Source organism: Agaribacterium sp. ZY112 (genome assembly GCF_041346925.1).
GTDB lineage: Bacteria > Pseudomonadota > Gammaproteobacteria > Pseudomonadales > Cellvibrionaceae > Agaribacterium.
Genome location: NZ_CP166840.1, coordinates 3,175,305 through 3,196,014, shown reverse-complemented (window position 1 = coordinate 3,196,014; position 20,710 = coordinate 3,175,305). Strand labels below are relative to the sequence as shown.

Below are 20,710 nucleotides of genomic sequence, written 5' to 3'. Positions count from 1 at the left end.
GCCGCCGTAAAAATCGCGCGCATTATAGCAAGTTGTCTTGCATATTTGTTACGCATCAAAAGCTTAATCACGTATTCCTGTTTAGTCTTTGCTCACATAGGCGAGTGCATCGAGCAGTATTTGAGCGGTGGCATCTTTTCTTGGGGCGTTTTCACTTATGTGGCGACGAAACAGTCGGCCGCCGGGCTGCCCAGAAAAAAGCCCAAGTATGTGGCGACTCATATGATGTAAGCGTGTGCCTGAAGCGATCATCTCTTTGCAATATTCTGCGTATTGCTCGGCTATTTCTATACGTGTGGCGACATCTTTATCACTAGCAAACAGCTTTTGGTCAACATGCGCGAGTATATAAGGGTTGCTATAGGCTTCGCGACCAACCATGACACCATCGAGGTCTTTTAGTAGCGTTTGGCTCTGTTCTAGGGTGGTGATGCCGCCATTAATTGCAATGTTGAGCTCGGGGTTACGCTGTTTTAGCTTTACCACCGCTGCGTAATCTAAAGGAGGCACTTCACGGTTTTCTTTAGGGCTTAAGCCTTTTAGCCATGCTTTGCGCGCATGTACGATAAAGGTGCTGCAACCGGCGCTGGCGATGGTTCTTACAAAGTGCTCCATGCTTTCGTAATCTTCCATATCATCGACACCAATGCGGTGTTTGATGGTAACGGGAATAGAGCAGCGGGCTTGCATTTCTTGGTAGCATTGGGCAACAAGCTCGGGCTCTTTCATTAAGATTGCGCCGATCTTGCCTTTTTGTACTCGATCACTAGGGCAGCCACAGTTTAGGTTAACCTCGCTGTAACCCCATTCTTCAGCAATTGCTGAGCATTGCGCCAACTCTTTAGGATCTGAGCCGCCAAGTTGTAAAGCAAGAGGCTGCTCTTGGGCATTAAAACCTAAAAAACGCTGCTTATCGCCGTGTAGTATTGCGCCGGTAACGACCATTTCACTGTATAAGCGAGCATGCTGGCTAAGTAAGCGCCATAAATAACGGCAGTGTCGGTCTGACCAATCCATCATAGGGGCAAGGCAAAAGCGCCACTTTTGGTCAGTAAGATGTTGCTTGGTGTTTAATGCTGGCATGGTAAAAGGCTGATAAAAGGGGCGCCTATGCTATCAGTCTGCCATTAAAAGGCCAATAATTAGCCTGTGGTTACTTCACGCGCCAAGGTTGTTTCCAAACTTTGTCACATTGTTACATTAATTCGCACTTTTTTTCAGATATCAGAACCTTGTCGCAAAGTTGGTCTTATTTGCTTTGTGGGCAGGGTAGTGCTGTGTATAGTCGAACAATAATTATAAAAAAGGCATTTAAATGTCGTTTAGCTATAAGCCAAAAGCGGCTTTTAGCTTCAACTGTGCGACTGTTTTTGCTGTTAAGGCTGTTGTTAATACTTAAGCTTTAAAGCAAAGGTGAGTTGCGAAACATGCTTTGCATGTTTCATCGGAATGTATATCACAAGGCGTGTGAGGCAGTTGCTTAATGTAAAGCTTAAGCAAGCTCGTACTTGCTTGGTTGTTAATAGATTGATTCTTATGCGCGATTTTGGCCTTTGAGGCTAAATGCTAAAGCCCGCGTTAAGCGTGCTTGAAAACGTTTGTTTTTGCGTTTTATTCGATGGATCGTGTCGGTATTAATAAAAATAATGTTCAGGGTTTAGTTATGAAAAAATCACCTCTTTTATTGGCCATGTTAGCCAGCGGTGCGTTTGCGGCCGACTGGGATGGTATTGAAATACCTGCAGATGCTGGTAACGGCAAAGTGTGGGAACTGCATCCTTTATCGGATGATTTTAACTATGAGGCGCCTGCTGTAGGTAAGAGTAACGAGTTCTATAGCCGCTGGCGTGAAGGTTTTATTAATGCATGGCTCGGACCTGGTTACACTGAATTCTACGCACCAAACTCCTCAGTGAGTGGCGGTGAGCTTGTACTTCGAGCTAATCGTAAGCCTGGCACCAGCAATATGGTGCAAACAGGTATTATTCATTCTCCTGAAACCATTCAATATCCTATTTACATGGAGGCTCGTGTAAAAGGCAGTAATGCTACATTAGCAAATGCCTTCTGGATGTTAAGTGCCGATTCAACTCAAGAAATTGACGTGATGGAAGCATATGGTAGTGATCGCCCAGACCAAACTTGGTTTGATCAGCGTATGCACGTAAGCCATCACGTATTCATCCGTAATCCTTTCCAAGATTATCAGCCGAAGGATAGTGGTAGCTGGATTCCAACTGGCGACGGCTCAAGTTGGCGTGACGATTACCATGTCTATGGTACTTATTGGGAAGATCCTTGGACTTTGCATTACTACATCGATGGTGAGCACGTTCGTACAACCTCTGGCGTTGATATGATCGATCCTCTTGGCTATACCGGTGGTCAAGGCCTTAACAAGCCTATGCACGTGATTATCGATATGGAAGATCAAGATTGGCGTTCACATAACGGTGTTGCTGCTACCGATGCCGAATTAGCTGATCCAAACAAAAACAGCTTTAACATCGACTGGGTTCGTTTCTATAAGCCTGTTGCTGGTGGATCCGAGCCTTCTCCAAGCCCAACACCGAGTGTTGCGCCATCTCCTGAGGTAAGCCCTAATCCTGATTCAACGACGGTTGAGTTTGCCCACTTTATTGAAACAGGTAAAAACGGCGCCGCAGTTGCTGGTGATACCGTACTTGGTTTTAACATCAATGGCGATAACATCAACTACAACACTGTTGGTGATTGGGCCGATTACGATGTAAACCTAGTTGAAGCAGGTGAGTACCGCATTGAGCTTGATACAGCTTCGCCAACCTCAGGTTCACTGGGGGCAGACATAAGCATTGATGGTGTTTTTGTTGGTTCTGCGAGCTTAAGCAATACCGGTGCTTGGGAAAGCTATGAGACTCACACTTTAGCTGGCACCGTTAATATTGGCGCCGGTTCACACACTGTACGTATAGAAAGTACAGGTAGTGCCACTTGGCAGTGGAATGGTGATGAAATCCGCTTTGTTAAAGTAGGTGATTTTGAGCCACAGCCTGAGCCTTCTGTAGAACCATCGGTTGAGCCTTCAGTAGAGCCTAGCCCTTCAGTATCACCTGCTCCTGGTGGCGGTGAATTGGTTATGGTTGAAGGTGAAGACTTCAGCAATACTGGCGGTACGCAAGACGGTTTCACCACTCGTACGTTCTGGGGAACCACTACTTTTGCTGACCACATCCTTACCGGTGGTTGGGCTGACTATGAAGTTAACTTTGCAGAAGCTGGTGTATACGACCTAAGTTTTGTTGCTTCTACTAAAGAAAGTGCTGATAGCGCCGCGAGAATTTATATCGACGGTGTTGAAGTAGCTGAAACAGCGATTACTGGCAATAACCTTAATGTGTTCTCTGAGCACGATATTGCAAGCGGTTTAGCTATTAGTGCAGGCCAACACACCGTTCGTGTAGAAGCTGTTGGCTCTTCACTTAAGTGGCACTGGTTCTTCGATAAGATGAGCTTTACTCCTCAGCAGTAAGCTTATTTAGCAAGTACTTTTTGAAGTATCAAAATCCCAGCTTATGCTGGGATTTTTTTTGCCTGTTGTTCTTGGCTTGGACGTAATATCGAGGCATGACTAGATATAGACAGTTAGGTATAGTTCTAGGAAGAAAGGTCTATATCTATACGTGTGTCTAGATGTGACTATTACAGAGAATAATATTGTTAGCTCTCAGGAATTATCGTGGAATTTACCCATAAACTGAACGCAGTAGAAAAAGAGTTTAGCTTAGAGGCTAGAGCATTAAGTGGTGTAAAGTCTTGGGTCAAACACGAAGAATTTGGTGTTAATAAAACAGTATCTGATAAATTTAATTACCACTTTAAGTCTCATAAGTTTTGTTTTAAACATTCAGATTTATCATATGAATATATTGAAACAACGTACGATATTGAGCACATGGGGGAGATTATTGGATACTACTCATTGTTTACTGATCTCAACGGCGAATCCGTAGATGATATACTGGTTATTACCGATGAAGAGTTTAGAAAGAGCTAACAAAACGTTTAAATACGCTCCGGCGCAAGCGCCTGCGCCGGACACAAATTACTGTGGTTCGCTTCGCTCACAATACCACAGCAATTTGTGCCGTTTAACTTGGCGTTAGCACCCTACTTGCGCTCTATCCTGACGAACTTAAAGTAGTGTTTTCTAGCCTATAGCTATTCGGTTTAAGGAGAAGAGAAGTAAGTCGAAAAATGGAGGAGGTATGTTAGAACTTGCTGGATATACTTTGATAGCTCTACTGTGCTTCCCAGTAGTTTTATACTTATCAATGCTTTTCTTTGGAGCGATTTTTCATCCAATCGGTAAGGCTATGGATTACCTTCATCGGCATAAGCTCGGGCGTGTTATTTTGTCTCCAATAATATTTGTTTGTGCTGGCGCTCAAATTATGTGGATATTTCCCAGCCTCATTGCTGGTGCCATATTTGGAGTATTTGCAGTATACGTACTTTTATGGAGTCGTGAGGACAAAAATGATCCCGAATGCTAACAAGGTTGTCAACCACCGCCAGCAAGCTGGCTCGACCTCCGCTGCGTTGCTCGTTTTGTGGTTTCACGCTACGCTACCACAAAACAATCAACCCAGCTCCGGCGGGTTACAACGGCGTTACAAGGCAAGAGAGTAATGAGAATAATCCTACTTCTTTTATGTGTTATTTCTCCATCGGCTATTAGCGGTGTCGATCTTGATCCTTATATAAGCAATGTCGTAACTTTTGGGAAATGGGAAGAAAAAGATAAGTCTGGCCAAATTAGATTTATAACAAAGACCTATGGTTCAGAGCACGTATATAGCAAGCTTTTTATTCAATGGCTTACCTATCACGAAGACGGTGTAGTCGATAGTAAAGTGGTTTCGGAAACTTCGGTAAAGGAGTTAAACGAAAAGTACTATTCATTTGGTAGCCCGGTCTGTGTCGGCGACTGGAAATGCCAATCATTTGAGCTTAGAGCAACAGATGCATTTTCTTATACGAACCACAAATTTATAATTACTTTACAAGGTATTGGGCTATATACCATTGTCGAAAAAGCCTTGTAACAAAGCAATCAAAAATCGCCCGTACCGGGCTGGACCTCCGTTGCGTCGCTTGTTTTGTGCTTTAGTAGCACAAAACAACCAACACAACTCCGGCCTTTTATTGCGGCGTTAGGTGCTAGGGATAGTTATGAATAATATCGAAGAAAGAATGAATCAAGAATGGATTGCATTAAATGCAATACGTGGAATGGTTAAAATTGCTTCTAAAGGTAGTATGACAAAATCTACATATGATAACTCTCTTGATTTAGGTGGAGCATTATACCCAGAGTTATTAGGCCCTGAAGTGAGCGTCCTGAAAAGGGAACGAGAAAGTGACACCACAAAAGAATATCGCCAAAAAGCTGAACTGCAATCAATAAAAAATAACGTCGAAATAAAAGCATTAGATCTTGTTTTAAATGATATCGAAGAATATGAGTCATTAATCTCGATAGCTAAAATTAATAAAGATGATAAAAAGCGCACAGATCAATTAAAAAGAAAATTAGGTCAACTGCAAAAAGCTAAAACAGAATTAGAAGTTAAACCTCACTCTGAAAATCAATTGATTTTTCGTGATGCATATAATGTAGAACGTAATATGCCTGAATTATCTAAAGGTCACGCTCATAAAGACTTTCAACTTCCTGATGGTAATAATTTAAGGTTGCGAGTATTACATCCAGATACGCCTGAGCATATCACCGGTGCAGACATAATATACGAACGACATAATAAGATTACCGATAAAGTAAGTATTGTGGTGGTTCAATACAAAATTTGGGACGAGAAAAAATTATACCTATCAGACTCAAGAATGATGGGGCAAATTGATAAAATGAAAAACTTTACCTGCTCTCAAAATATTTGTTCACAAAATGCGTCTGATAATACTTATCGGTTTCCTTGTTGCTCTGGCTTTTTGAGGCCAACAGACAAATTACAAAATGCAGATCAAAAGTTTATATCCAGTGGTGAACATTTACCTATTTGCAAAATTGAAGAATGCAAATCTATCGGGAAAAAAGGCGGTGAACTTCTAGAGTATGAAAATATGAAAGAAGTCTCACTATCAACAGAGCTTTTTGAAGAATTATTCAACAGAGGCAAAATAGGCTCTAAAGAGCTAACTTTTGATGAATTACAAGAGTTATATGAAGATGCATCTGTTATAGACTCCAATGATACTGTTGTCATTTATGCTCAGGAATTTAGCACCTAACAAGTCACTCAAGCAGGACAAATAACAGTTGGTTTTTGCTCCTTCGTCGCTTATTTTAACCAACTGTTATTTGCCTCTTAGTGAGGCATTAACTTCTTCGAGGCACTATGGATCACCTAGTTGAAATAATTAAAGCTTTAGCTTGGCCTGTAGCTGTTATCTGGATGAGCTTTATTTTTCGGGCTGAAGTTAGAGCGCTACTCGGTCGGGTGTCTAGCTTCAAGTACAAAGGTGTTGAGGCTAGTTTTGGAAAGAGTTTAGAGAAAGCGGAGAGTGACGCCAAAAGTATAGAGTCTCCCGCTCAAAGCCAAATAGAGGAATCAGAAAATTCCCAGGTTGAACAACTACTTAGAATATCGGAAGTATCCCCTAGAGCAGCGGTTGTGGAGGCTTGGACATTAATCGAAACCGCCGCAATGAAACATGGGCTGGTCGCGGGAGCCACGATACAGAGAACGAATCCTAGGATGATTCTAAGTCACCTAGAGGCATCTGGTAAATTTTCTCCTGAAAGCATCCATCTAATTAATGAGCTTCGTCAAATCAGAAATAAAGCATCTCATCTGCCGGATTTCGCGGTTACACAATCAGATGCCGAGCGTTATTTAGAACTCGCAGTAAAAGGTGCAGCGGTAATTTCAGCTACCAAAAGTTAACAAGGCCATCAACCGGAGCTCCACTGCGTCGATTAATATGTGCTTTAATAGCACATATTAATCAACTTCGTTCCGCCCGGTTATGGCAGCGTTAAGTTTCAGGTCAGCTCATGAGCGACGATTACGAACAATATACCAAAGAATCTAGTCAACTCTTATGTGAGCTAGAGGGTACAACTTTAATTTCAGTACTTATCAACGTAATTGATCCAGAATTTAACGTGGTTTATCTTGAAACTGATAAAGGTATATATTCGTTGCAAGGTGAAGTTGGTGGCGAATACCTCGGCGTTCATAAACTTGAAGAGCTACCTGAAATAACTAGTCAAGATGGCTACATTATATGTAAATATCCGCCATTCGAAATTTTCGTTGGTAGGAATATTGTTCAAGCAAGGCAAACCGGCACTGCCTGGAATGGTCACGGATATGAACTTAGCTTTGGCGGTATGTTTACGCAAACAATGATAGTGCAATCGATCTATAGCGGGAGTAAGCCAGGTGACCTGGACGATTGCCTTCGTTTGGGTATTGGTAATTACGAAAACGTGTGGAAAACTTAACAAGCATAGCCAGGTCGACATTTATTCCGGCGCTTGATTTTTATGCCGGTCGCTACGCTGGCATAAAAACAACCACCTGATCTGTTACCACTTTAGTAGACAGTAATTTTACTAGACACTAAAGGGGGTATTTATGGGGAAAACTCATAAAAGAAACTACATTCAGTACACCAGAGAGTTCAAGGCAGCCTTAGTTAGGTTGGCCAGCCATCAGAGCATCCAGGCAGTCGATATTGCCGAGGCATTGGATATCCATCCTGTGTTGATTTATCGTTGGCGAAAAGAAGTTAACGATGGACGATGGCGAGAAGCTCCAGTGACAAAATCAAATAAGCCGGTAGGCCCAACCAAGAACGACCTTCAGAAGAAAGAAGCTGAATTAAAGAAAGCTCAAACCCGCATTAAGAAACTTGAGAAACAGCTTAAAGAACGCGAAGAGGATATCGACATTCTAAAAAAGGCGGAAAGGTTCTTCGAGAAGCACCGAAAGTAATCTTTCAATATATCGCGGAGAACCTACATAAATTCAAAATAAACCGCCTCTGTAATCTGATGGGTGTATCAAGAAGCGGGTTTTATGCGTGGCTCGATAGGCCTGCTTCAAATAAAGCCCTCTATGATGAAGAGTTGAAGCGTGCAATTAAAGAGCTTCATCAGGGGTATAAGCGTTGTTACGGGGCGAGGCGTATATACCATTCGCTCAAGAAGATCGGCTATAGCTGCAGTATTCGTCGAGTTTCACGATTGATGAAAGAGCTTGGTATAAAGGCTTCAACAAGAGGTCTGTACACCTGGAGTCCGGGACTTAATGAGTTTTATGCGGCGACACCTAATCGGCGTCCAGGTCTTCATCCTGCGAGCTCATTCGGTGAGCAGTGGGCAGGTGATTTCACTTATATAAAAACAAAGACCGGTAGCCTTTATCATGCGGTAATTATTGATTTATTTAGTCGTCGGGTTGTTGGTGCGTCGTTTTCAGTTCGTCGTGGCTTAGCTTTAACTTCTTCTGCGCTTAGAAATGCACTCGCTAGACATAAGCCTGAGAAGGGCTGTCTATTCCACTCAGACCAAGGCTCTGAATACGCCGCGTTTGAGTATAGGGAGATGCTCGAATCAAATGGGTTTAATCGCAGTATGAGTAGAAAAGGAACTCCGTTGGATAATGCTGAAGTTGAATCCTACTTCCACACGATGAAAGCTGAGCTTGCTCATCAGGTTGAGTTCGAGAATATTATCGATGCAGTGGCTCAAATTTCTGAGTACATCGCTTTCTACAATAAAGAACGAATTCACTCGTCACTGGGCTACCATTCACCGCAAGAGTATGAAAAACTCTATGCTTAAATGTGTCCACGAAAGTGGTAGCAGATCAACAAGCCAAGAAGGTTATGATTGGATCAACGCTTTTGTAAGCAGGTACTAAAACTAACAAGGCGGTCAATGTTCAGCAGCTAAAGCTGCTAGGACCTCCACTGCGTCGCTTAATTTGTGCTTTAATAGCACAAATTAATCAACTCCGTTGCGGCCCATTACCGCGGCGTTAGCATGTTAAGATTATCGTCAGATTAAAGGAATATTATGGCTGACTTATTACAATTGAAATGCCTATCGGATGTACAGAAATTAATCTCTGAAATAGAGGTTTATCTTGCTAGGCCAGCGATACAGGGCAAACACCCGACGATCTATCCAGACAGGGAGGAAGGAAAATATCGTACTGTAAAGGGTGTTCGAATATGTGACTATCAATTCAGCCCAGATGAGCAGTGGGTTTTACCAAACCCCAGGATGGGCTTGTCTTTTTCTGCCTCTTGGGAAAATCTTAAATTTGTCTATGGCATGTTTAAGAAGCGGTCGAAAAAGAAGCCTGTAGATATATACTGGGTTCTATCTGAGGCTGATATCCCCTCAGGCTTGGCTTTTTCAAAAGATGAAGATAACTCAGGTCATTACTTTCTTTCAGTTGCAGAGCGCATGACAGTTGATCAACTTGTTGAAAAACTAAAATTTGTAGCTTTCAGAATGTCTGTGATGAAAGATGGCGGTACAGTTTTATGATTAAATTTCTACGCTACGATCATGTCAACGATCTAATAAGCTATTACGCGGAACATTTAGATCGTCACGATATTGAAAATATTATTAAAAGTGGTCTTTTATCTCCAGAAAATGCCGAGAATTTCTCAAAATTCATTTGGGATATGGTTGAACAAATTCATCAGGATGAAGAAGATGAGGTAGCAGTATTAGGAAGCACTGATAATACTGAAATGTTGCCAGATATAAGCTATGAAATCACGAGATTGATGAAAGACTCTGGTTACTATTCTATCTGGCAAAAAGTTTCCGATGAAGAAATGGGATAATGCTAACAAAGCTGTGCACTGGAACAGCAGTCCTTCGTTGTTGGTCCTGGCAAGGAGTTCTTCCAAGAACTTAAACAGGGCAACGGTCAGGAGTTCTCAGATAACGATCTATATCTGAGTGTGGGCGAAGGATTTTCAGCTCCAGAAATAACGAATGTAATGGTCACGATTGGTGTAGGTGTTATTACCGGAGTTTCCACGTACTGTATAACCAAGCTAATCGACTCTGTATTTAGTGCTAAGAAAAAGGCAAAAGAAAGTGGCGTAGAAATGAATATAAACATCACTATTAACCAAGGTGACCAATATATTCAAGTTGGCTCTGACCAAGAGCAAGCCAAAAAAATCATTTTAAACAAGTGCGCCGAACTAAATGAGCAGTAAAGTGCTAACAAGCAAAGTCAGCATCGCCCTGCGGGCTGGACTCGCTAACGCTCGCCGCTGCTTTGGGCGTTAGAGGTCCGAGTTACCCACGAAAAGTAGACACCTCATTCCCACCTAATGAGGTTTAACTATGACCAAGAAAACGAAGAACAAATCTGCTGCTTTCGTTTTAGGTATCTTTTATCCTTAGATGCAATGGCTTGCAGCTGCTTGGTCGACTTGAGTGATTCTATAGAAGCTGTCAAAGAATCATAAGCAACTCCGTTCCGACCGGTAATTGTGGTGTTATGCCTCTTTTAAGGAATCGCTCGCTTTTTTCTGAATCATATTAACCAGTGGTTGATATCCTTTTTGGGCAATTAAAGCTCCTACTTGTTGAATGTGGTCGTCAGATCCCATAATCCCGAACCCATCAATAATGCGATTCAGGAAAGCAAAAGTAGAAACGACACAGATCGTTTCCTCTATTCCTTGATCTGACCAACCTGCTGAGCGCATAGCGTCTATATCGATCTCGCTAATTGTTTTGGGTTTTAGTGTGAGCTTATTTGCAAATTTAAACGCGGCACGTAATTTGTCATCTAGGAGATCAGTTGAATTGTTTGCCAGTGAGCGTACAAGTTCATCTTCAGTTTTTAGGTTTGTAAGGACAGAGGAGTGTGAGCGCACACAGTAGTGACACCCATTTAGGCGAGAAGAATAGAGGGCCATCATTTCCTTTTGCGTTTTCGATAGCTCTGACTCTCTGGACATTACACTATCGAGAAGTTGAACAAATGGGAGATATCGTACGGGGTCTCGCAGAAATATATCACCAATACCCTGAAAATCTTTGGAATAACTTAAAAATGACATGAGTTTTTCTCCTTTGGTTTCAATGTGAGCTATCTTAACTTGTGCTAATATGCATGAATATTAGGCGTAAAAGAAAATGGATATTGCATGAACGCACAACCCATGGAATGGAATGACTTACAATTTGTGTTGGCTGTTTGCCGTGAAGGCACGCTGTCTGGGGCTGCCCGCACATTAGGAGTCAATCATTCAACGGTTTTTCGCCGCATCAGCGCGATTGAGAACAAGCTCGGTGTTCGATTATTTGAACGACTTGCTTCAGGTTATGTGATGACTGATGTTGGTGAGGCAATGCTTATGTCGGGGGAGCGCATAGAAAACGAGGTGCTAGGGCTATCGCGTAAGATTATTGGCCGTGATTTACAACTAAGTGGCGCTTTGCGTGTCGCAGTTCCTGACGCATTGCTAGTAAAAGTAATAATGCCGCATCTAGCTGTTTTTTCTCAGCTGTACCCGAAAATACAACTTGAACTCATTATTTCAAATAATTTTCTGAATCTAACCAGAAGAGAGGCAGATATTGCGATTCGGGCAACTCAAACTCCCCCGGAAACAGTTGTGGGTCGTCGTATTTGCACTATGGCATCCACTATTTATGGTTCAATTGAGTATCTTACACATCAAATCGATAATTCTGTGGAGGCTCATACTTGGTTGATGCCCGATGAAAGTCTAGAGCAATTACCAATCACTAAATGGCTAAGCAGGAAATATCCAAAAGCGGTAATAGGACTTCGTTGTAACACGCTACTCGGGCTGTATGAGGCGGCCACTCAAAATATTGGTATTACTGCACTTCCATGTTTTCTTGGTGACTCGGATAATAGGCTCAAACGTATATTTCCTCCTGTTGAAGAATTGTCTACTGAATTATGGTTGCTGACGCACCCTGATTTACGGCGTACAGCTCGTGTCCGGGTATTAATGGACTTTATAGAGGAAGTACTAGGTAAAGAAAAACGTTTAGTTCAAGGTCACTTGCCTGTGTAGTATTGTGTTTATGTTGATTTTTATACTAATCCATAACAAATGGTTCGAGGAAGGCTAGCTACTATGCTAGTCGTTATGCGTAATAAGGGATCTGAGTAATGAAAGTAAGAATAGCAATTGAAAAAGATATCCCTGATATTCTGGCACTAATTCGTGATAAGGCAGAATTTGACGGATGCTTAGAGCAGCTGTGTTCAGGTGAGGAAGATATAAAAAATGCATTTTTTGTGGAGAACCCAAAAGCGAAAGCATTGGTAGTAGAAACGAATGGCAAGGTAATAGGTATTGCCACCTATTATGATATTTATTCAACCTTCATCGCAAAGCCAGGAATCTGGCTAGACGACTTATTTGTTTACGCAGGCTCTCGTCAATCTGGCGCTGGCAAAGCGCTTATCAAGGCGCTTTGCCGGATTGCAAAGGAGCAAGGTTGTGGGCGTATCGATTGGATTGTTGCAAGGGATAATTCTAGTGGTCGCCAGTTCTACGAATCAATCGGTGCTCACATATTCGAAGAAGTCAGGCACTCGAGATTAGACGAAAATGCAATTGATCAACTACTACGAGCATAACTAAAAGTTCAACTTGACCTGGGAACCTAACCGGCAGCCCGGTTTTTGGGGTGAAAGGACACGACCCTCAATCTTTTTAAACTGAGACAAAACAGGCTACATCGATCGTCACATTTCTAACTAAAAACTCTCCTTCAGTATATTTAGTACATCATCGACCGATAATTTAGCGGCTTGTTCATTACCAGAAAGCAGTTTGTCGGCCAAATCTCGCTTGCGCTGGTGTAGCTCAACAATACGCTGTTCGATGGTGTTTTTGGCAATAAGCCGGTAGATGGTTACTGGACGTTTTTGGCCCATGCGATGGGCGCGATCTGAGGCTTGATCCTCTACTGCTGGGTTCCACCACGGATCCATGTGTATAACGTAGTCTGCGGCAGTTAAATTTAGGCCTGAGCCACCGGCTTTTAAGCTGATTAAAAATACCTCACCTTCGCCGCGTTGAAATGCGTTAACTCGGTTTTGACGGGTTTTTTGTGGGGTTGAGCCGTCTAAGTATTGATAGCTAATGCCTCGCTGTTCAAGTTGTTCTTTGATTAACGCTAAGTGGCCAACAAACTGACTAAAGATCAGCGCTTTGTGATGGTTTTGCTGTAACTCATCTAGTAGTGAAATAAGGGCTGTGAGTTTTGAACTTGGTAAGTTTACCTCTGGCGCCACGAGGGCGGGGTGGCAACATGCTTGGCGTAACTTAACCAGCTCGGCAAGCATCTGAATCTGCTGTTCACCTTGGTTGGTGCTTGTGCTTAATTTACTGATGTTCTCAACTGCATTTTGTCGAAGTGCTTCATAAAATGCCTGCTCTGTATCACTGAGCTCTATGGGCATATTAATTTCAGTGCGCGGGGGTAACTCTGTGAGCACTTGAGTTTTTAGACGGCGCAAGATAAAAGGCTGAATCAATGCTTTTAAAGCTAAGTTTGCTAAGCGCGCTGCATGTTTATTTTCTTTTGCGTTTTCGATTGGTTGGGCATAGCGTGTGCCAAAACCTTTAAGGCTGCCAAGTAGGCCTGGTGTAATAAAGCGAAATAGGCTCCACAACTCCGTTAAATTATTTTCTATTGGTGTACCTGTGGTGATAATTTTAAACCTGCCCCTTAAAGCGAATGCAGCCTGGCTGCGTTTAGCGAGTGGGTTTTTAAGTGCTTGAGCTTCATCGGCAACAATAGTGTGCCATTCTACTTGGCTTAGTAGCTTGCTCTCTCGTTGCAATAAACCATAACTGATAACCACGCAGTCAAAAGCAGCCAACTCTGTTAATAGCTGCTGCCGTTGTTCGCTTGTGCTGTAATCGGCAAAGTGACGTATGTTTAAGGTAGGCGCAAATTTGGTGGCTTCTTGTTGCCAATTTAAACACACCGATGTAGGAGCGATAACCAAACCTGGGCCGTCGGCAGCGCGGGATAAAAGCAGCGCTAAGGCCTGCAAGGTTTTACCTAGGCCCATATCATCAGCTAAGCAGGCGCCCGCTTTCCAATGCGCCAAACGAGACATCCAGTCAAAACCTTGTAGCTGATAATCACGTAGTTCCGCTTGCAGGGTAGGGGGTACGGTGGGTGTTATTTTATTGGCCTCGTGCATGAGCTGCGCTTGGTCTTCCCACGCGTGATTTGTTTTCATTCGCATGCCACTGCTTGCTTCGGCAACGTGCACACTGGCCAGTGGGTGAAATTTACCTTTATCGCAGACTTGATTAATGTTATCTAAGCGTTGCCTAAGGTCATTAGACAGGTTTAATATTTTTCCTTGGTCTAGTTCTATAAAGCGTCCACCAGAGCTGCTGACAAGTTCAAGTAAACTGCGAAGATTAATAACTTCGCCTTCATCAACAGTGAGTTCTCCCGACAACTCAAACCACTCGTTTTTTTTGTGTACGGCTAAGCTTAAATGTTCTGATCGAAGGCTTTTTCCCAGCGTTAATTTTTTGCCTTTGGGCCAGCGTAAACTCAGTGCTAGTGGCGGTTTATCACTTGTGATTAGTGTTTCTAATTGCTCTAGGACTTCAAGTGACGTTTGAGTATCATCCACACTTAATACATTGTCGTGCATGGATAAAAATGCGGGGCAATGTTCATCGAGAAGATCTAGTAATACTTGTTCTTTAAGTAAATCTCGTTCGGTAGCGACACGTTTTCCATTAACTTCAGCCGTGAGTTTGGTGTTACCTGTCATAGGTTTGTAAGCAGGGCCTTCGTCGCCAAAGGGCATGATCATGCAAGTAAATTGCAAGCCTTGTCCAGTAGGTTGAATATTAATGACCAGTTGATCGATGCTGTTTATGCTTTCTAACCCTGTATCGAGTTCACTGAGATCAGATTGAATATTTAGCAGTGGTGCAATAGCAGAAACACTTTCGAGAACCTTAGCTTTGGCGGATTTAGGAATAACTAAACCGCCTTCGCCAATAATATCAGCTACTTTAATGTGTGATTCGTTGAATATGATAAAGCTATAGCGACTATCGGATAGCTGCCTCAGGCTGAAGTTTTCTTCGTCCTGAAAATATGGGGGCAGGTCGGAAATACTTAATAAAAGTACGTCTTTTTGTTCACTAATAAGCAGCTCTGGTTCTTGTTGAATAAGTTCGATGCATTGCTCTAAATTATGCTCTAAATATAAATTATCGAGATCTTTAGCTGCGATTAGCGCCTCAATACCACTTAGCTGATAATCTAATGAGCGATAATAATCCCAGCTCTGTTGTATGGTAATTGCAGCACACATAGCTTTGTCTGTCTCAGACAAAAAACCAATGGATTCATGCTCTTTAGCTAGGCGCTTTAAGGCCACCGGCCGGCCTTTACTCCAGCCCGTTTTAGTTTGTTTTTGCTCGCGAGCCTTGAAGTGTACATCACCATACTCCGGCCACATTTCCCATATAAGCCTGCTTGCTTTTGTGTTTTCTTGTATTGGCTTTGCTTTATTTGGGCCTTGGGCTTTAAGTGCAATGAGTTTTTCAAGAGCTAGGTCCCATTCTTCCTTGACGGTTACTAAACTAGGGAAATAAGCCATGCTAGAAGTTACGTTTATGCTCTTTGAAGCATTGGGCTCACTGGATCGACTGTTTTTAGTCTTTTTATGAGCGTCGAGGAGCTGCTCAGCCAGCTCGGAAAATACAATAAGGCCGGTGCCTGAGAAAAACGCTATGCTTTGTTTAAACTGTTTCTTTAATGCTGTGTTTGGCTTTGAGCCTGTCCACGTTAAACCGAGGCCGTGAATCAGAGTTTTTAATTTGAAGAAGTAAGGGGTTTCATCTAGGAGTTCATCGGCCAAGTCATTAGAGTAGCTGTAGTTTTGTCCATCAGCTAGCGTCAAATAAAGGTATTGCAAGCGGTCAAGTATCTGACGAAACTTCGGTTCGGTATTTTTGCTGCGAAGTTCTGCATCAATTTGTTCGTCAAGTTCTGTGTAGTAGTGGCTAGAATCAGAAGCTAAAACAAATAAACACAGTTTATAAAATAGACCTAGACGCCCACCAATAAATTGCCTTTTCCTACGTGAAAATTTGTTTTTTGCTGTTAGAGCTTGCTTGAATAAGGATTCAGATACTTTAAACTCACCTTGTAATAATTGGGCTGAAGCTTGTAGTTGTAAGCTGTAGCACGATTTATCATGCTTGTTAATAACTTGCTGGGCATCGTCAAAACGAAGGGCAAATAAGTACAGCTCGGCGAGCAGAAACTGTAAATTACTGTTATTGGGGCAGAGGGGGCACACTTGCTCGAGTAATGCCTGTAAATACTCGTTGCTGTGGCCTTGCTGGCAATTTAAGCTAAACCAAGTTGCAAAGCTGTGGTACTGAATGCCTTCTGGTAGGGCTAGAAAGTTGTCGAGTTTAAAGGGGTAAAAAAACAGTTCGACCAACACTTGGTTTTTTTCTAGATCTATAATTTGTGGGTTCTTATCAAAGCCCATTATCTGCTCAAGCTGCCTTGGGCCTTCACAGAAATAGATGTCACGAATAAAACAGCGCTCTGCGTCTTTTGGTCTTTGCCATTCGTAGGCAGTACGCATAGGTAGCACAGCTTCAATATGCTTGATAAAACGCAGGTAGTTGTTATCTTCTATACACAGTTGGGTTAGCTTGTTTGAAAGCAGAGGCTGAAGGCGTAAGCCTGATTTATTGTGTTCTAGAAAGCCTTTTTCAACTAATTCATTTTTGTTGGTGCTGCTCAACGCTTTTATTCGTTTACCCGATGGTAGCTGTATTTCTCTACCAAGGCTTGTCAGCACTTTGCCAAGCTTGCTTAAGCCGATAGGGTGGTAGATCACCGCGAGCAGCTTGAGTAGCCACTGCTCGTATTCGTCAAGCCTGAGATAAGCTTGATAAAGTGTTTCAATGGCGTGTTCTGTTTTACAAGAAGGGGGCATTAGTTAGTGAGTCATTTGAATTTAGAGGTTGAGTATTACGTTGAAGCTTACCCCATATGCCAAGCTAAACCTATGGCCATAGGTTGAAAAGCCGATAGGTTTGAATCGTAAGAAAAGAGCCTTTATTGTTGGTTTTGTATTTGTTGCTGGCTGCTTTGCATGGGGGGATCACAGCGTGACACATCGACAGAGACGCTCATAATTGGGTCGTCGCCACCGCCATAAATGACGCCACGCAGTGGCGTCACATCGCTATAGTCTCGCCCCCATGCGGTAATGATATGCTGATCACCCACTAAGCAATTATTGGTCGGGTCAAATTCTACCCAACCAAAACCTGGGCAAAAAACCGATAACCAAGCATGAGTCGCATCAGTGCCTACCAGTTTCTCTTGGCCCGGTAGAGGCAGTGTTTCGATATAACCAGAAATATATTTCGCCGGGATGCCTAAAGATCGCAAGCAGGCAATTTGCAGGTGGGCGAAATCTTGGCAAACGCCTTTTTTAAGTTGCAGAACCTCAGACAAAGGCGTAGCCAGCGTGGTGGCTTCAGGGCAGTAAGTAAATTCTTTATAGATCTTTTGGGTAAGCTCTAACACAGCAAGTAACAGTGGCTTATCTGCTGAGAATAAAATATGGCTAAATTCATTAATTGCCGTGATTGATCCGATCATCGGAGAATCAAGTAAAAACTCTCGTGCTAAGAGGGTATAAGGATCGCGGTTACTGTTAATTAACGCTTGCGATTCGCTTACGCTGGGGCTCTGCTCGATGGGCTTGAGCAGGGTTTGTTTTTGTGTTTCAACGATGCTGGTCGCGGTGAGAGAGAGTTCGTTATGATCGTTTTGAATTTCGAAATGCAGGGCTTTATTACCAAAGTAATCTTCGCGAATCGATTGACTTTGCGCGATGGGAAGTATGTCTACTTGGCTGCTGATGCATGCTTGCCGATTGCTGGTGCGCGGAATGATATGGGCCAAGTTATAGCAGTTGGACACAGGCGCGCTGTATTGATAGCTGGTCGTATGGGTGATTTTATAACGCACAAGTCGTCTCCATTAATTGCGAACTAACTGTTGCGATGTCTTTTTGTGATCGAAATATTTTGCTGATATTTGTGTGCTCACTTCATCCATTGAGTTTGCGATATCTTGGCAAAATACGCTTAAGGCTGCGCGCTGGCCATCAGTACTCTTACTGATTTCGACTAACTGTAATAACTGTGTCTGGGTTTGTGCACGAAGTGCTGTTCGCGCCTCTAGAGGTAATTCATTACGCGGTTTGCGTTGGCCTGGTAACGTAGCGATTTGTTCATTAATAGCTTGCAGCTGAAATAACAGTGAGCGCGGATTGTTGGTGTCTAACAATACAAGGTTGAGACAGGCCGGAATCGCCATGCGATTACGGTAGCGGCGTCGGTAACTGATGAGGTTTTCGACACTTAATAAGAGTGCCTGCACTAAGATGCTTTCTTCGCCTCCTTCGAGCTCTTGGCTGAGTAGTTGTTCAACCAATACGCTGGTCTGGTAGCTTCGTTCTATACGTTTACCAAGCTCCATAAAACGCCAGCCTTCACCACGGATCATGCTTTCTTGGGCAAAACCGGCGAGTGCCATTAGTGCCGTGACAAGTGGCCCCATAGCTTCTTCAGGCGAAGACAGTGGCATGTCGTTGTCGCGTACTTGCTCAAGCATATCGTCGAGCGAGCTCATGGTGTCTGCAATGTCGTTAATCACTCTCAACATATCGGTTGAAAGTAACTCTTTAGATTCGTTGGCGCAGTAGAACAACGCGTTTAAATTGGCGCGCACGCTGCCGGAACGATTACCATCGGCAATCATTTCTATCAGCTCTTGTTCGGGGTTTTCTAGCAGGTTGGCATCGGCATCTTTAAAGCCTGGGAACATGCTTGATACTTCAGATAGGGCCCAAAGTAGGCGCTCGCGGCAGGCGATGGGAATCACTTCTTCATTATTAAACAGAACAAAAATAGTGCGTAATATGCGCAATAAAGATTCAGCACGCTCTGAATAGCGACCAAACCAAAATAAGTTTTCAACCACTCGGCTTGGCAGGCTAATTTGGTTAGCTTCGTCGAGGGCATCTTGAGTTTGAGCATTTAGCAGGTTACTGACAATACGCTGTGGTTCGCTAGCTACCACCCAAGTATCTTTGCTATAAGCCCCTTGCTGATTGCTAATAATGATGGCTTGCTCTTGTGTGCCAACCCGAGTTAATGCACCTGGCATGCATATATAAGCATTGTCACTGGCAAGTGAGAAGGTGCGTAATATAGCGGGGCGAGCTTGCAGTTTGTTATTGACCAATGCGGGTACATGGGAGGGAATCATCAGCGGTTGGGCGACATAGTGTTCGGGCCGCTCTAATACCTGTTTAAGCAATTTCGCTTTGTTGTTTTCATCTTGGCCCTTAGTGGCCACACTGTTTGCAAGGCCTCCACGATAAATGGGTTTGATCACCCAGTTGTCGATGTCTTCGCGTACTCTAGCTAAATCATTCGGTTCGGCTAGCCAGCGGGTTTCGACGGTTTTTAGTCTGAGTTCGCGGCCAAGTAAGGCTTGGCTAATAGCAGGCAGGTATTTTAAGAAAATAGGGTTTTCGAGTACTCCAGAACCCAGCGGGTTGGCAATGATGACACGGCCTGAACGAGCCACTTCAAGTAAGTTCGGCACACCAAGAGTAGAGTCGCCGCGCAGTTCGACGGGGTCACAAAAGCTATCGTCCACTCGGCGGTAAATCACATCCACTCGACTAAGGCCATCGAGAGACTTCATCCAAACATAGCCATCTCGAACCGTTAAATCGCCGCTTTGAACTAAGTGTAGGCCTAGGTAGTTGGCTAAATAGGCGTGTTCAAAATACGCTTCGTTAAGAGGTCCCGGGGTGAGGATAACAACACGTGGGTTATCTTGGTTTGTACATAGGGAAAAAAGTTGACCGCGAAGCTTTTGGAAATACAAAGCCAAGCGGTGTACATGGCTGTCTCTATATAAACTTGGCAGCACACGGGACATAACGGTTCGATTTTCTAACGCGTAACCGGCACCACTTGGGTTTTGGGTACGGTCAGTAAATACGCAGATTTCGCCATCGGCATTACGCACCATATCGGTCGAATGAAAAATAAGCTGATGATCGCCAGGCAGCGAGGTGCCTTGGCAGGGGCGTAAAAAGCCCTGATGTAGAAAAAGTGCTTCGGGTGGGATGACGCCAGTACGAATCAGGTCTTTGGGGCCATAGATATCTTTTAATAAAAGATTAAACAGTTCGGCTCTTTCCAACAGGCCCATCTCAATTTGGCCCCACTCTTCGCTGGAAATAATGCTTGGTACAATGTCTAATTTCCAGCTTTGGTTGGCGCCACCTTTCATGTTATAGACATTGTAAGTGGCACCCGCATCGCGCAGGATACGCTCGGCTTTACGTTGCCTAGATGCAATGGCATCAGTGCCCAAGTGGCTTAGGCTTTTAACAAGGTATTGCCAGTGGGGCTGAACAGAGCCATCTGCTTTAAAGGCTTCTTCATGGAGGCCGTGGGTTGGCAAATAGAGCGGGGTCTGCAATTCAGTCTCCCAAAGTGTATGTACTAAATTTTAGTGAACGTTAAATAGCTGCGCAGTATGCCATAGGCTGCCGCTGAG

At 43.4% G+C, this 20,710-nt stretch carries 19 protein-coding genes; 14 read left to right on the top strand and 5 right to left on the bottom strand.

Annotated features, from left to right (window positions below; translation table 11 throughout):
• Positions 1-81 precede the first annotated feature (81 nt).
• Positions 82-1,083 (bottom strand): tRNA dihydrouridine(20/20a) synthase DusA, encoded by a 1,002-nt coding sequence (gene dusA, locus AB1S55_RS13835; protein ID WP_370978768.1) that lies wholly within the window; start codon positions 1,081-1,083, stop codon positions 82-84.
• Between the two features lie 580 nt (positions 1,084-1,663).
• Here dusA and AB1S55_RS13830 point away from each other — a divergent pair.
• From AB1S55_RS13830 to AB1S55_RS13775, 12 genes are all read left to right on the top strand, one after another.
• Positions 1,664-3,511, top strand: coding sequence for a carbohydrate-binding protein (locus AB1S55_RS13830; RefSeq protein WP_370978767.1), 1,848 nt, complete (start codon positions 1,664-1,666; stop codon positions 3,509-3,511).
• 207 nt (positions 3,512-3,718) lie between these two features.
• The gene (locus tag AB1S55_RS13825) at positions 3,719-4,036 is read left to right on the top strand and encodes a hypothetical protein (RefSeq protein WP_370978766.1); all 318 of its coding nucleotides are present in this window, start codon (positions 3,719-3,721) and stop codon (positions 4,034-4,036) included.
• A 211-nt stretch (positions 4,037-4,247) separates the two neighbouring features.
• Positions 4,248-4,535, top strand: coding sequence for a hypothetical protein (locus AB1S55_RS13820; protein ID WP_370978765.1), 288 nt, complete (start codon positions 4,248-4,250; stop codon positions 4,533-4,535).
• Between the two features lie 135 nt (positions 4,536-4,670).
• Entirely contained in the window at positions 4,671-5,087 is a 417-nt protein-coding gene (locus AB1S55_RS13815) for a hypothetical protein (protein WP_370978764.1), read from the top strand.
• Between the two features lie 127 nt (positions 5,088-5,214).
• On the top strand, positions 5,215-6,291 hold the full coding sequence (locus AB1S55_RS13810; RefSeq protein ID WP_370978763.1) for a hypothetical protein: 1,077 nt from the start codon (positions 5,215-5,217) through the stop codon (positions 6,289-6,291).
• 107 nt (positions 6,292-6,398) lie between these two features.
• Positions 6,399-6,947: a hypothetical protein gene (locus tag AB1S55_RS13805; protein WP_370978762.1), complete on the top strand. Its 549-nt coding sequence runs from the start codon at positions 6,399-6,401 to the stop codon at positions 6,945-6,947.
• A gap of 110 nt (positions 6,948-7,057) precedes the next feature.
• The gene (locus AB1S55_RS13800) at positions 7,058-7,510 is read left to right on the top strand and encodes a hypothetical protein (protein ID WP_370978761.1); all 453 of its coding nucleotides are present in this window, start codon (positions 7,058-7,060) and stop codon (positions 7,508-7,510) included.
• 133 nt (positions 7,511-7,643) lie between these two features.
• On the top strand, positions 7,644-8,003 hold the full coding sequence (locus tag AB1S55_RS13795) for a transposase (RefSeq protein ID WP_370978421.1): 360 nt from the start codon (positions 7,644-7,646) through the stop codon (positions 8,001-8,003).
• Positions 8,003-8,854, top strand: coding sequence for an IS3 family transposase (locus tag AB1S55_RS13790; RefSeq protein ID WP_370981600.1), 852 nt, complete (start codon positions 8,003-8,005; stop codon positions 8,852-8,854). The genes AB1S55_RS13795 and AB1S55_RS13790 overlap by 1 nt, the downstream gene beginning before the upstream one ends.
• A gap of 234 nt (positions 8,855-9,088) precedes the next feature.
• Positions 9,089-9,568 (top strand): hypothetical protein, encoded by a 480-nt coding sequence (locus AB1S55_RS13785; RefSeq protein ID WP_370978760.1) that lies wholly within the window; start codon positions 9,089-9,091, stop codon positions 9,566-9,568.
• The gene (locus AB1S55_RS13780) at positions 9,565-9,876 is read left to right on the top strand and encodes a hypothetical protein (protein ID WP_370978759.1); all 312 of its coding nucleotides are present in this window, start codon (positions 9,565-9,567) and stop codon (positions 9,874-9,876) included. The genes AB1S55_RS13785 and AB1S55_RS13780 overlap by 4 nt, the downstream gene beginning before the upstream one ends.
• A 159-nt stretch (positions 9,877-10,035) precedes the next feature.
• The gene (locus tag AB1S55_RS13775; protein WP_370978758.1) at positions 10,036-10,260 is read left to right on the top strand and encodes a hypothetical protein; all 225 of its coding nucleotides are present in this window, start codon (positions 10,036-10,038) and stop codon (positions 10,258-10,260) included.
• 285 nt (positions 10,261-10,545) lie between these two features.
• Here AB1S55_RS13775 and AB1S55_RS13770 read toward each other — a convergent pair whose 3' ends face one another.
• Positions 10,546-11,115 (bottom strand): carboxymuconolactone decarboxylase family protein, encoded by a 570-nt coding sequence (locus tag AB1S55_RS13770; protein ID WP_370978757.1) that lies wholly within the window; start codon positions 11,113-11,115, stop codon positions 10,546-10,548.
• A gap of 87 nt (positions 11,116-11,202) precedes the next feature.
• On the opposite strand from AB1S55_RS13770, the gene AB1S55_RS13765 reads away from it, so the two are divergent.
• Positions 11,203-12,105, top strand: coding sequence for a LysR family transcriptional regulator (locus tag AB1S55_RS13765; RefSeq protein ID WP_370978756.1), 903 nt, complete (start codon positions 11,203-11,205; stop codon positions 12,103-12,105).
• Positions 12,106-12,203: 98 nt separating this feature from the next.
• The gene (locus tag AB1S55_RS13760; RefSeq protein ID WP_370978755.1) at positions 12,204-12,677 is read left to right on the top strand and encodes an N-acetyltransferase family protein; all 474 of its coding nucleotides are present in this window, start codon (positions 12,204-12,206) and stop codon (positions 12,675-12,677) included.
• Between the two features lie 120 nt (positions 12,678-12,797).
• Here AB1S55_RS13760 and AB1S55_RS13755 read toward each other — a convergent pair whose 3' ends face one another.
• The 3 genes from AB1S55_RS13755 to AB1S55_RS13745 all read right to left on the bottom strand — a co-directional run bounded on the left by AB1S55_RS13755 (position 12,798) and on the right by AB1S55_RS13745 (position 20,632).
• Positions 12,798-17,048: a DEAD/DEAH box helicase gene (locus tag AB1S55_RS13755; RefSeq protein ID WP_370978754.1), complete on the bottom strand. Its 4,251-nt coding sequence runs from the start codon at positions 17,046-17,048 to the stop codon at positions 12,798-12,800.
• A gap of 122 nt (positions 17,049-17,170) precedes the next feature.
• Positions 17,171-18,094, bottom strand: coding sequence for a transglutaminase N-terminal domain-containing protein (locus AB1S55_RS13750; RefSeq protein WP_370978753.1), 924 nt, complete (start codon positions 18,092-18,094; stop codon positions 17,171-17,173).
• Between the two features lie 12 nt (positions 18,095-18,106).
• Complete coding sequence (locus AB1S55_RS13745; protein ID WP_370978752.1) at positions 18,107-20,632, bottom strand: circularly permuted type 2 ATP-grasp protein; 2,526 nt, start codon at positions 20,630-20,632, stop codon at positions 18,107-18,109.
• Positions 20,633-20,710 lie beyond the last annotated feature (78 nt).